This window comes from Chryseobacterium sp. AG844, assembly GCF_003182335.1.
Classification (GTDB): Bacteria; Bacteroidota; Bacteroidia; order Flavobacteriales; family Weeksellaceae; genus Chryseobacterium; species Chryseobacterium cupriresistens.
Map to the genome: position 1 here is coordinate 85,801 of NZ_QGTV01000019.1, position 12,926 is coordinate 98,726.

Consider the following 12,926-nt stretch of genomic DNA (forward strand, 5'->3'; position numbering starts at 1 on the left):
AAAACTACTTTAAAATTTATTTTTCTATTTCAGAGATTATTATGCCAAAATAAGCATTTAATGGGTAGGTATAGAAAAAAAGCCTCGAAAATCGAGGCTTTGATTTTATGTATAAGATTTTGATTATGCTTTTGCAGATCTTTCTACTCTTTTTCTTTCTTCTTCAGAAAGGATTTTCTTTCTCATTCTGATGAAGTTCGGAGTTACCTCAATCGCTTCATCACCCTGGATGTATTCCATACATTCTTCAAGTGAGAATAAGATTTTCGGAGCAACACCAGTATCTTTATCTTTTCCGGAAGCTCTCATGTTGTTCAACTGTTTTGCTTCTACGATGTTTACTACTAAGTCACCAGGTTTGTTTTGCTCACCTATGATCATTCCTGTATAGATTTCCTCACCCGGATCAACGAAGAACTTACCTCTATCCTGTAGTTTAGCAATAGAATATTCTGTAGCCGGACCTGTTGTTTTGCTGATCAAAACACCATTGTTTCTTCCAGGAATAGCACCTTTGAAAGGCTTATATTCTGTGAAACGGTGAGCCATAATAGCTTCACCAGCTGTAGCTGTCAACATCTGAGAACGTAATCCGATCAAACCTCTTGAAGGAATTTCGAATTCCATGTGCTGCATTTCACCTTTAGTTTCCATAATGTGAAGGTCACCTTTTCTCTGAGTTGCCAGGTCAATAACTCTTGAAGCAAATTCTTCAGGAACATCAACAACCAAAGATTCATAAGGCTCACATTTCTCACCATCAATTTCTCTGAAGATAACCTGCGGCTGACCGATAGTCATTTCATACCCTTCTCTTCTCATTGTTTCGATCAAAACTGATAAGTGAAGAATACCTCTACCGAATACAAGGAATGTATTGGCATCGTCAGTCTGCTGAACTCTTAAGGCAAGGTTTTTCTCTAATTCTTTTGTTAATCTTTCTTTCAGGTGATTAGAAGTAACATATTTACCGTCTTTACCGAAGAAAGGTGAGTTGTTGATAGAGAACGTCATATTCAGCGTAGGCTCATCAATTGCCGTTCTTTCCAATGGCTCAGGATTTTCAAGATCTACGAAAGAATCTCCGATCTGGAAGGCATCAAATCCTACTACAGCACAGATATCACCTGCCTGTACTTCAGTTACTTTTTTCTTTCCTAATCCTTCGAAAACGTAAAGTTCTTTTACTTTTCCTTTTACAATTTTACCATCTGCCTGAGCAAGACCAATCCATTGAGATTCTTTGATCTCACCTCTTGTCACTTTCCCGATTGCAATTCTTCCTAAGAAAGAAGAGAAGTCTAGAGAAGTGATCTGCATCTGAAGATTACCTTCTGTTACTTTCGGTTCAGGAACATATTGTAAAATACCATCCAATAATGGTAAGATATCTTCAGTCTGCTCTAATGAAGTGTTGAACCATCCTTGTTTTGAAGATCCATAGAATGTAGGGAAATCCAATTGCTCTTCTGTAGCATCAAGGTTGAAGAACAGGTCGAATACTTTATCATGAACTTCGTCAGGACGGCAGTTTGGTTTATCTACTTTATTGATAACCACTAATGGTCTTAATCCTAATTCCAAAGCTTTCTGAAGTACGAATCTTGTTTGCGGCATTGGTCCTTCGAACGCATCCACCAACAAAATAACCCCATCAGCCATTTTCAATACTCTTTCTACTTCTCCACCAAAATCGGCGTGACCAGGAGTATCGATTACGTTAATTTTTGTGTCTTTATAAGTAACAGAAATATTCTTGGATAAGATCGTGATCCCTCTTTCTCTTTCAAGATCGTTGTTATCCATAATTAACTCCCCACTCTCCTGATTTTCTCTGAAAATGTTGGTAGCGTGAATGATCTTGTCAACCAAAGTCGTCTTTCCGTGGTCAACGTGTGCGATAATCGCAATATTTCTAATGTTTTGCATAAAAGATTTTTACGGGTGCAAAAGTAGTGATTTTTAATGAAAAAATATTTAGTTATACAAATATTTAATATTTTGTTTAAAATACTTATTTACAAGACAATAAAAAAGAGTGCTCAAAAAAACACTCTTCAGATTATTTATACACAAGCCTGTACTTCGCATGGATCTACTGCAGGCGGTTCTCCACATATAATGTCAAACTCTGCACAATTGCTGGAGAATCTGGTTCCCCATCCCCATCTTACAACGCATGTATCAGCATCTTTGCATCTTACCATTCCTTTGACGATTCCTCCCTGAACTGATTTCATTTCTGTTCTGGAAATTTTTTTAAGATTTTTCATGTTGTTCTTTATTTGTTATTAGCCTGATAAAGATAAAAAAAATAAATCATGACAACTATTTATTAAAAACATTTAACATTTTTAATATCAACGTCTTATCAATCTGTAAAACACAACCAGGTCAATCAAAACCACAAGCACAAATTTTACTAAAAAAGATTTTTTTGATGTTTTATGATTGAAAATCACCATTCCTGAAGCCGCTCCTAAAATTCCACCTAGAAGGGAGATTCCTAAAAGAGCATTTTCGGAGATTCTCCATTGATGTTTTTGGGCCTGCCATTTATCAAATCCAAAGATCCCAAATGTAATCAGGTTTATTATAAAAAGAAAAGGAATCATTCAAAAAATTAATTTGTGGCAAAAATAAAGCTTAATTTGTATATGGAAACAACTTTACAACCATGAATATATTTATAATTTTATCAGAATAAGATTTTATAAATTTGCGCTTCCTAAAAATAAAATCAATGACAGTACAGGATCTTGCAGGAAGCTACTCTATTGAAGGGAGTAATCAGGAAGAGTCTTCCCTACCCACATATCATGGTATATTAACCTTATCCATTGATGGGAACAACCGTATCATCGCGCAATGGATTATCGGCGACCATATACAAAATGGTACCGGATTCTATAAAAATCAGATTCTGGTAATCAACTTCAATTATGAAGGTGAAGATCATAAACTATATAAAGGTGTTGCTGTATATCGCTGTCTAAATAAGGATATACTTGATGGATTCTGGTCTGAAAAGCACGGTAATCCTCTCTATCTTGGAAGCGAATATTGTGTAAGAATTCAGAATTCAACGATTTTGAACTGATTTTTACAGTAAATAAAAAGAGCTGCCTTTAAAGACAGCCCGATTGTTATTAAAATTTAAATAACTTATTTTTTAGCTTTTACATCGATAGCAATCTCGATATCTTTGCTGATCATCCATTCTGCAGGGTCTGCTTCTGAAGTACCGAATTTGATTCCCCAATCTGCTCTGTTTACTGTAAATTTAGCCTGAATAGCCGCTGAGTTTTCAGTCACATCTACTTTAGCAGGGAAAGTAACATTCATTGTTTTTCCTGATAATGTAAGGTTTCCGCTTACTGTTTTATTTGCTCCTGCTACTGCATCTTTTGGTGCGTCCTTCAAATCTGTAACACTGGTAATTTTGAAATCTGAAGTAGGGTTTTTAGCTACATCAAAGAAATCAGGGTTTTTAAGGTGAGCTTCAAGGTCTGCCGGTTTTTTATCCTTCTCTGTTACTGAAGCCGGATCAACTTTGATAGAATTCATGTCAATAATAAAGTTTCCTGCAGCAACCTGACCTGCATCAACACTAATATCTCCTGATTTTACAGTAAGTGTTCCCCAACGAGGTGCCATACCTCCCTTGTGGAATGCTTTCCAGTTTACTACTGAAGCTGCTGTGTCTACTGCCAGTGTTTCACCTTTGCTTTCAGCTACTGTCTGTTCCTGAGATGTTGCTGCAGACTCCGCTGTTTTTCCTTTATCACATGATGCCAAAAGCAATCCTACTCCAACTAATGCTATTACGCTAATTTTTTTCATATTGAACTGTTTAAAAAAGTTTGAATTTTGTTGTTTTCGGGTACAAAAATAGAAAAACCTATTTGGAGAAGCCTTAACATACATCAAGAAAAAATGTTTTTACTTTTTTTATTGTCTGTAAGTATTATTTTTTCACCTTTTTTTCGCATTAATCATGTTAAACTGCACTTTAAATCCATTGTTATAATCACTTTTTATCCTGATCAACAACCATTTATATTTAATAGGAATAAAAACCAAGTTATATTATTTTATTTATGGGTAAAATATGTATTTTTATCTTTTGTAAAAACACAAATCTTTACATGAAATGTCAAAAAAACTAATACTTCTACTTGCTTTAAGCACTACACTATGCCTTAATGCCCAAACAAAAGCTGAACAGGCAATAAAAACATTTGAACAAAAATATCATCAGGAAAAAATACATCTGCTATTAGATAAAAACAGCTTTGTTGCAGGTGAAAATGTATGGTTTAAATCTTACGTATTTGATGGATACAATACATCAGCTATTTCTACTACACTATTTGTAGAACTCTATGACCGGAATAAAAAACTGATCAGTAAAAAACTGGTTCCTTTAATTGACGGAGAAGGAAGCGGAAGCATTTCTCTGCCCGCTTTTCTAAAAGAAGACGTTTATTACATCAGAGCTTACACAGCCTGGATGGCTAATTTTAATGAGGATTTCCAATTTATAAAACCTATTGCAATCTATAATCCTGCCTCACCTGAAAAATTAATACTCAATCCAGCATCCAGCTGGACCGCTTCAATACACCCCGAAAGCGGGCATCTTATAGACGGAATCAATACGAAACTGGCTGTACGTTTACAATCTGCAGGAACAGCTCCCCTCGATTGGGACGGATATGTAGTAGATTCTGAAAATCCTGATGTAAAAATTGTGACATTTAAGGGGTTTGATCAAAATGTAGGCCTATTCAGCCTTACTCCAAAAAGTGGTAAAAAATATCAGCTTGTCATTCAGGATAAGCAAGGTCAGAAACAAAATGTCGCCTTACCTGAAGTATCTTCATCAGGAATATATTTACGGGTAATCAACGATAAGGATTATGTAAAATATGCTTTACAGACAAAAAATACTTCTCAAGATTCCCAGTATTACAAAATCTTAGGAACGATAAACAACCAGCTTGTTTATAAGGCTCAGGTAAATAAAATTATCAACGAGACCGAATACTCTATTCCCAACAATCAGCTCGTCAATGGTATCTTGCAGCTCACTGTTTTTGACGATAAGGAGAATGTAATTGCCAGCAGGTTGTCTTTCGTACAGCCACAAATATTACAAATCAAACAACCACAATTACAATCTCTTTTATTCAGCAACTCCTCCCGTGGAAAAAATTCATTTGCTATTCCTAAAGATGCGGATTATTCCAACTATACTGTTTTGATAATTGACGCTAATACGAAAAGCACCGAAGAAGATCATAGCTTATTAAGTTCATTATGGCTAACCGGAGATATTACTTCAAATATAGCAAGCCCGGCTCAGTATTTTACAAAAAACCGCAATATAGAAGCACTGGATGCTCTTTTGATTTCAGAGAAATGGAAACGTTTTGACTGGAAATCAATTATTTCAGGCTATTTTCCAACAATCAAATATCAGCCTGAAAATTATCTTTCTTATAAAGGAAAAATAAATATTCAGGGGAAACCAGCTCCCGACACAGATTTAAATTTAATTTTTGATTCTGAATCAGGATCTAAGATTTTTCAAATCAAATCAGATCAAAGCGGATTCTTTATCCTCAACAATTTAATTTTTGAAGATTCAATGAAATTTTCATATAAGCTTAATTCAGAGTCTAAAGAGCCTGATCATAATTATTCTGTTTATTTCCAGCCGAATTTCGACTTTATTCCTTATCAAAAGAGCCTTCCCCTTACTTGTTGTCAGCTCACACAGCGCTCTAATGATGATCCGCCATCAGAAGAGATCACACGGTCATTTATAGCACTCAACACCCATAAAATGATCAATGAGAAAGTAACAAACATTGAAGAAATAAAGTTAAGGGGAGAAATAAGAAGCAAGACTAAAAAATTAAATAATGAATTGAGCAGCCCGCTGTTCAGAAGTGCCCGTGAGGAAGTTTTTGATTTTATTAATGATCCGAAAGCTGTTACCTCAACCGGCATTATGCAATGGCTGCAAGGGAGGGTTTCCAGTTTAAGGATCGATTCTAAAAACGGAACTTATATTCCATATCTGTATAATGAGCCAACCCAAATTTATCTAGATGAAATGCCTGTTTCACCGGGCCAGGTAAGCAATATGTCTTCCTCAGAGATTGCCCTGGTAAAGGTTATCAAAGGATTTTTTGCGGGAGCACCCGGAGGTGGCAACGGAGCCATAGCCATTTATACCCGCCGGGGCAGTTCCTCTGGCAAGACAATAGACAGAAACCAGCCATCACAATTAAGGCAAATCAGCCTCTCCGGATATGACAAAGAAGTTCCGTTCGAGAGTCCGGTGTATGACAATGAAGCTTTTAGAAAGATCTCACAAGACACCCGGAGCGTTCTCTACTGGAGCCCCAATCAGGAAGCTCAGACTCAGGAATCAACACCTGTACAGTTCTACAATAACGACGATGCAAAGAAATACAGAATCATTATCATGGGGTATGATAAAACTAATGAGACCCCGCTTTATTATAATGAAGTGCTACCTTAATTCATTTAAATTAATCATACTGTCCGATTATTATACAATGTAATCGGGCTTTTTTCTATCTGTATGTCATCTTTCTCATTCCAAAACCCTATTTTAGCTATCCGAAAACAGAACAATGACGACCGTAGAATTTATCCAGAGACATCTCAGCATTTCTGAAAAGAGCATCAACAATACTTTACAATTATTAGCAGAAGACTGCACCATTCCTTTTATTTCGCGTTACCGAAAAGATAAGACCGGAAACCTTGATGAAACACAGATTGAACAGATTTCAAAAATCAGCAAGCAGTTTGAGGACATTGTTAAAAGAAAAGAATCTATTGTAAAATCGATAGAAGAGCAGAATTCATTAACGCCTGAACTTCAGCAGAGAATAGAAGAAAACTTTGATATCCAGGAGCTGGAAGACCTTTACCTGCCTTTCAAAAAGCGTAAGAAAACCAAAGCAGATACAGCCAAGGAAAAAGGACTTGAACCTTTAGCCAGAATTATTATGAGTCAGAAAAGTAATAATCTTCATTTTCTGGCTTCAAAATATCTTAATAATGAAGTAAGTTCTGAAGAAGAAGCATTGCAGGGAGCAAGAGATATCATGGCAGAATGGATCAATGAAAATATGTATGTACGTAAAAATCTCCGCAGATTATTTCAGCGTAAGGCTGTTATCACTTCTAAAGTTGTAAAAGCCAAAAAAGATGAAGAAGATGCACAGAAATTCTCCCAATATTTTGAATGGGAAGAAAGTCTTGCCAGAACTCCTTCCCACAGGCTTCTGGCAATGTTGAGAGCAGAAGCTGAAGGTTTTGTAAAAACAAATGTAGCTGTAGATAAAGAAGAAGCAATCGGTTTTATTGAAAAAGCGGTCATTAAATCCAACAATGAAAGTTCGGACCAGATTGCACTGGCGATAAAAGACAGCTACAAAAGGCTTCTGGAACCTGCTATTTCAAATGAAACATTACAGGAAGCCAAAGAAAAAGCAGACAAAAAAGCAATTGAAATTTTCTCTGAGAATTTAAGCCAGCTGCTTCTTGCCCCACCTTTAGGAGAAAAAAGAATTCTGGCAATAGATCCCGGATACCGAAGCGGATGCAAAGTTGTGTGCCTGGATGAGAAGGGAGACTTACTGCATAACGAAACCCTCTACCCTCACGCTCCGCAGAATGAAAGCGGAATGGCGATGAAAAAAATCCGTTCTATGGTGAATGCCTATAATATTGAAGCTATTTCTATTGGTAACGGAACAGCAAGCCGCGAAACAGAATTTTTCATTAAAAAGATCGCTTTTGATAAGCCTTTGCAGGTTTTTGTAGTTTCTGAAGCCGGAGCATCCGTGTATTCTGCAAGTAAAATTGCAAGAGATGAGTTTCCTTCGTATGATGTAACAGTACGTGGAGCCGTTTCTATCGGAAGAAGACTTTCTGATCCGCTGGCTGAATTGGTAAAAATTGATGCCAAATCTATAGGAGTTGGGCAATATCAGCACGATGTGGACCAGACTCAACTTAAAAATGAGCTGGATTCTACTGTCATGAAATGTGTAAATTCTGTGGGAATTAATTTAAATACCGCCAGTAAGTCACTATTGAGTTATGTTTCCGGAATCGGAGAAAAAATGGCAGAAAACATTGTGAATTACCGTACTGAGAACGGAGCATTTGAAGACAGAAAACAGCTTAAAAAAGTTCCAAGACTTGGAGAAAAAGCCTTCCAGCAAGCTGCCGCTTTCGTGAGAATCACCAATGCCAAAAACCCATTGGATAACTCTGCAGTACACCCGGAAGCGTATGGAATTGTAGAGAAAATGGCAAAAGATTTGGGTATTAAAACCACTGAGCTGATTGCCAATAAAGAAAAAATAGCTCTGGTAAAACCTGAAAACTATACAACAGGAGAAATCGGAATTTTAGGCATTAAAGATATTTTAAAAGAACTTGAAAAGCCGGGACTGGATCCAAGAAAAGCAGCAAAAGTATTTGAATTCGATCCGAATGTTAAAAGCATCAAAGATTTAAAAGCAGGAATGATTCTTCCGGGAATTGTCAATAATATTACCGCTTTTGGGTGTTTCGTAGATCTAGGAATCAAAGAAAGCGGGCTGGTTCATATTTCCCAGCTTAAAGATGGCTTTGTATCAGATGTCAATGAAGTGGTAAAACTTCATCAGCATGTTCGTGTAAAGGTAACGGAAGTAGATGAAGCAAGAAAAAGAGTGCAGCTGAGCATGATTTTGTAATCTTTAACCGTTATGTATTTAAATTAAACCAACAATTATCATTTTGAAAACAAAGAATTTAATCTTCGATCTGGATGGAACATTATGGGATTCCAGAGCTACGATTATCAAAATATGGAATAAAGTATTGGGTAAGCATCAGTTGATCCAAAAAGAACTGAAGCCTGAAGACATGGATCAGTATATGGGATTATTAGCTCATGATATTGTAAAAGATATTATTCCCGGCATTTCAGACCTGCAGGCTCAGAAACTTCTTTCTGAAATTGTAGGCGAAGAAAATAAAATGCTTCACTTAGAAGGTGGAATTTTATATGATGGTGTGGAAGAGACTTTAAAGAATCTGGCTAACAACTATTCCCTTTTCATTGTAAGCAACTGTCAGGATGGCTATATTGAATCTTTTTTAGATTATTATCAATTCAGTGATCTGTTTGTAGATTTTGAGTCTCACGGGCGGACCAAAAAAAACAAATCTGAAAACATACAGCTTCTTATGGAAAGAAATTATTTATCTGCTGAAGACACCCTATATATTGGAGATACTCAAACTGATTATGATTCTGCAACATCCAATGGGTTACCATTTATTTTTTGCAAATATGGATTTGGAAAGTTAACCAACCCTCTGTACGAGCCAGCGATTCTTTCCTTTTCACAAGTAGGACTCCGCGTTACCAATATAACCAAATAAAGGCGGTCTCTCAAGACAGTCTTTATTTTTTACAAAAAATACACTTACAAGTGCGCGTACAATGCGATTGAATTATTATTTGGAATTTAAATTTTGCAAGAAAAAATAAAGATCTACATCGGATGGAATATTTAATTTTTTCCGTAATCTATTTTTCTTTGTTTGTACCGATCTGTGCTGCATAAAGCCATATTGTGCAATTTCCTTAGAGGAAAAGCCCAGCTGTATCATTGCACAGAAAGAAAGCTCATTTGCTGAAAGCTTTGGATTAATCTCAAAAAGCTTTTCAATCAGCTCAGGATAAGCACTTTGATATTCATTAAAAAACAAAGGATCATTTTTCTTTGCTAAAAACACCAGCCTTTCATCATTAGCAGACATTTTTTTCATCAGAGATTCCGTCTCTAATTCTTTCTCCTCTATTATTTTACGCTTTTTAGTAATTCTTTTCTGATAAACCCAATATACAAGTACAATAACACCCAATAATACAAAAACGGTTACATTATATATGATGGTTGAATGCTTTTTTTCAATATCATTTTTCTCCTTTTCCTGAATCATTTTATCAAGAGAAGTATTGATTGATTCATCCCATACCTTTTCCAGACTATCGTTTAATTTAGCATATTTTTCCAGATAATCTTTCTCTTTTGAGCTATTGTTCAGTTTTTTATAGGTCTTGGCAATAGCTTGATACAATACAGGAACCAGATAGATTCTTTGGGTTTTTTTGAGTATTTCTACCGATTTAATATAATTAATCTAATGCCTGACTATAATCCTGTTTTTCAAATAAAAAATTCCCATAATAAAAATGAGTAATCGCCCTCTGGGAATCCCAGTAATCTTTTTTTTCTAAAAGAGAAAAAGCCCTGCTAAAATACACCTATGCAGAATCCTCATTTTTACCAAAAAGCAGGTAGTGATTAGCAATCGTGGAATTGATAACCGGTGTTGGTTTTACATCTAAAGCTTTGTGTAGATAGATTAACGAAGAATCAACCGAATTTGTTTCCCTTAAAAAGTCGGCTCTGTTTGCATAAACAACAGATAAAATCTCCTGATCATGCTTATCCTTTATTTGTTTACCATAATAAATTGATCTGGAATTATACTTAATGGCTTTTTTATAAAGACCTATTACAAAATTAGCCTGACCATACTCCTGATATAGTCTTGTATACAGGTAGTAATCTTCCATCCCTTCAAGGTCCTCTTCAGCCAACTGAAGGTATTTGAAGGCTTTTTCATACATCCCGACGGTCGCATACATATTACCCAGATTAATATATGAAAGTACTACTCCTTTTTTATAATCCTGTTTTATACTGATATTGTAAAACTTCGTATTAAGGTCAATTAATTCTTTCTTTCTGCCACTTACTCTTAAATTCTCATTTACTTTGATCAACATACTATCTATATATTGAGGAGTGTATGTCTGAGAATAGAATAACTTAGAAAACAAAAAGTATATCAGCGTGCTTAGCAATATTTTCGAAAATTGGTTCAGCTTTAATGTTTGCATAGTAAATTAAATAATAATGAGTTTCTAGAGTGAAAAAGCAACATCAGGTTCTAACACATAAGAACTACCTAACAAAATATTAATAATAACTATTTTAACCAAATTACAACACATAATTTAGTTTCCATAAAATTAAATAAAAAAACATATAGTCATAAAATTTTTACTAATTTTAGTTAAATTTAAAAACATATCATGATTATATTCACTATTTGTTGATTAATTAAAACGCATAAACAATCAGTTTTAATAAATTTTAAATCATCAGAAAATTAATTTATCAATAAGTTTATTGAGGTAGTATAATCAATTGATAAAATTCCATTTTTGCATTAGATCTTCATGCCCCGGATGCCATTATAGCAGCAAACTGTAAATTGATGTACTTTTGATGTATATAAAATTTTGCTTTAATCATATGCCAGATCTAGCTTTGCAACAGTAAAATTTATTGATACAATCTGATATAAAGCACAAAAGAAATAGTGAATTGAGAATTTAACTAATGTTTTCACACAAACAAAAACATTTATTGTAAAACTTTCAGTTCTCAATATTTAATAACAAAATCAGTTTTCATTTTTATAGATATCTATAATACTGATCAAAGTTGCTACTCCCGTTTTACGGGAGTTTTTTGATCCTACACCATAGATTGATGTATCTGTGATGTAGAACCATTTGATTACAGAAAAAGAATGAATGCTAAATTTGAACAAATGATAAAAAAAATGTTTATCCCTATTATTTTCTCTTCTCAGGTAGGAATTTATATCACCTGTACAGAGCATAGTGAAAATACTCACTATAATCCAAACCATATTTGTCATCCAACCAACGATAAGTAAGTCCTCAGACTTAATTATTCTTTGCGAAAATAAATTTTAATTATATAATATCGTTTATTTTGAATTTTAAAAAAATACATATTGGCAGTACTATTAAAGCTAAATTTCTGGAAGAAGATTTGGACATGCAGAGAGCATGCAGCTTCATGAAATGTACTGAATCTGAAATTGAACAAATGTTCCTTGAACAAGATCTGACAACCGATAAATTATTGAGGTGGAGCAAATTGCTGGAATATGATTTTTTCCGGGCCTACTCACAGCATCTGATACTTTTTTCTCCTCCTAAAAAGGAAGCTTCCCTTAAAACTTCCGATAAAAAAACATCTTCACTTCCTGCATTTAGGAAAAATATCTATACCAAGGAAATTATAGAATTTATCCTTGAGCAAATTGAAACAGGAAAAAAAACAAAGCTGGAAATAATAAATGATTATAAAATTCCAAAAACTACACTATATAAGTGGATAGCAAAGTATACGGATAAAAACAAGTAGATCAACTTAATTTTTGTAAAGTCATACTGTCACTTTAATGCCAATTTATCATGTTACGCCTATGCAATAAATTGTCAAAAAAAAGTTACGGATGAAAAATAAATAAAAAAAACAGACTAAAATCAGTCTTTTTTTTAGTAAAATATAGAAATTAAGAAACTGCACCCTACTTTAATCGTTTTACGGACATTTGAGTAACAGGACCAGATCCTGTGGCACCTGAGCTTAAATATTTAATAGTTACATTGTCTGTACTATTAGTTATCTTCAATGAATAAGTATGACTAACCAACACATAGGTATAGAAGTAAACAAATTATAGAATAGAGGTATTAATTCCAACTTGGGAATAATAGCATGAGGAACAAAAAATACTGGTAATAAGTTGTAATAGCCACGACTTTATCTGACAGTTAGGGGTTAAAAATAATTGTCAGTTATCCAATATTATCCTTACTTCCAAAAGGGTAGTGTCTCACTAACTGTGTAAGTTAAAAAGTTATTCTGGAAAATTTTGAGCCCTCATAGCTCAAAAAATTTTACGGAAATAACTTTTTATTA

The 12,926-nt window shown here is 34.5% G+C and carries 11 protein-coding genes; 5 read left to right on the plus strand and 6 right to left on the minus strand.

The genetic code is table 11. The features are described from left to right. Window positions 1-123: 123 nt before the first annotated feature. The 3 genes from typA to DEU40_RS17315 form a co-directional block, all read right to left on the minus strand. Window positions 124-1,929: a translational GTPase TypA gene (typA, locus tag DEU40_RS17305; RefSeq protein ID WP_062675162.1), complete on the minus strand. Its 1,806-nt coding sequence runs from the start codon at window positions 1,927-1,929 to the stop codon at window positions 124-126. Between the two features lie 137 nt (window positions 1,930-2,066). Then, complete coding sequence (locus DEU40_RS17310) at window positions 2,067-2,273, minus strand: bacteriocin-like protein (RefSeq protein ID WP_110010997.1); 207 nt, start codon at window positions 2,271-2,273, stop codon at window positions 2,067-2,069. An 87-nt stretch (window positions 2,274-2,360) separates the two neighbouring features. After that, window positions 2,361-2,615, minus strand: a complete 255-nt coding sequence (locus DEU40_RS17315; RefSeq protein ID WP_110010998.1) for a DUF1294 domain-containing protein — start codon at window positions 2,613-2,615, stop codon at window positions 2,361-2,363. Window positions 2,616-2,743: 128 nt separating this feature from the next. On the opposite strand from DEU40_RS17315, the gene DEU40_RS17320 reads away from it, so the two are divergent. Beyond that, on the plus strand, window positions 2,744-3,100 hold the full coding sequence (locus DEU40_RS17320) for a hypothetical protein (protein ID WP_110010999.1): 357 nt from the start codon (window positions 2,744-2,746) through the stop codon (window positions 3,098-3,100). Between the two features lie 65 nt (window positions 3,101-3,165). Here DEU40_RS17320 and DEU40_RS17325 read toward each other — a convergent pair whose 3' ends face one another. Next, a complete protein-coding gene (locus tag DEU40_RS17325) occupies window positions 3,166-3,843 on the minus strand; it encodes a YceI family protein (RefSeq protein WP_110011000.1) in 678 nt (225 codons plus the stop codon). A 310-nt stretch (window positions 3,844-4,153) separates the two neighbouring features. On the opposite strand from DEU40_RS17325, the gene DEU40_RS17335 reads away from it, so the two are divergent. The 3 genes from DEU40_RS17335 (at window position 4,154) to DEU40_RS17345 (ending at window position 9,489) form a co-directional block, all read left to right on the plus strand. After that, complete coding sequence (locus tag DEU40_RS17335; protein WP_110011002.1) at window positions 4,154-6,556, plus strand: hypothetical protein; 2,403 nt, start codon at window positions 4,154-4,156, stop codon at window positions 6,554-6,556. A 115-nt stretch (window positions 6,557-6,671) separates the two neighbouring features. After that, window positions 6,672-8,795, plus strand: a complete 2,124-nt coding sequence (locus tag DEU40_RS17340) for a Tex family protein (protein WP_110011003.1) — start codon at window positions 6,672-6,674, stop codon at window positions 8,793-8,795. Window positions 8,796-8,838: 43 nt separating this feature from the next. After that, the gene (locus tag DEU40_RS17345; protein ID WP_181397995.1) at window positions 8,839-9,489 is read left to right on the plus strand and encodes an HAD family hydrolase; all 651 of its coding nucleotides are present in this window, start codon (window positions 8,839-8,841) and stop codon (window positions 9,487-9,489) included. A 75-nt stretch (window positions 9,490-9,564) separates the two neighbouring features. Here DEU40_RS17345 and DEU40_RS17350 read toward each other — a convergent pair whose 3' ends face one another. Together DEU40_RS17350 and DEU40_RS17355 are read right to left on the minus strand one after the other, a co-directional pair. After that, a complete protein-coding gene (locus tag DEU40_RS17350) occupies window positions 9,565-10,191 on the minus strand; it encodes a LuxR C-terminal-related transcriptional regulator (protein WP_228406552.1) in 627 nt (208 codons plus the stop codon). A 187-nt stretch (window positions 10,192-10,378) separates the two neighbouring features. Continuing rightward, a complete protein-coding gene (locus DEU40_RS17355; RefSeq protein ID WP_171006342.1) occupies window positions 10,379-10,906 on the minus strand; it encodes a hypothetical protein in 528 nt (175 codons plus the stop codon). 1,021 nt (window positions 10,907-11,927) lie between these two features. On the opposite strand from DEU40_RS17355, the gene DEU40_RS17365 reads away from it, so the two are divergent. Continuing rightward, window positions 11,928-12,365 carry a transposase gene (locus tag DEU40_RS17365; protein ID WP_110011007.1) on the plus strand — a complete coding sequence of 146 codons (438 nt, stop codon included), beginning with the start codon at window positions 11,928-11,930 and terminating at the stop codon, window positions 12,363-12,365. Window positions 12,366-12,926 lie beyond the last annotated feature (561 nt).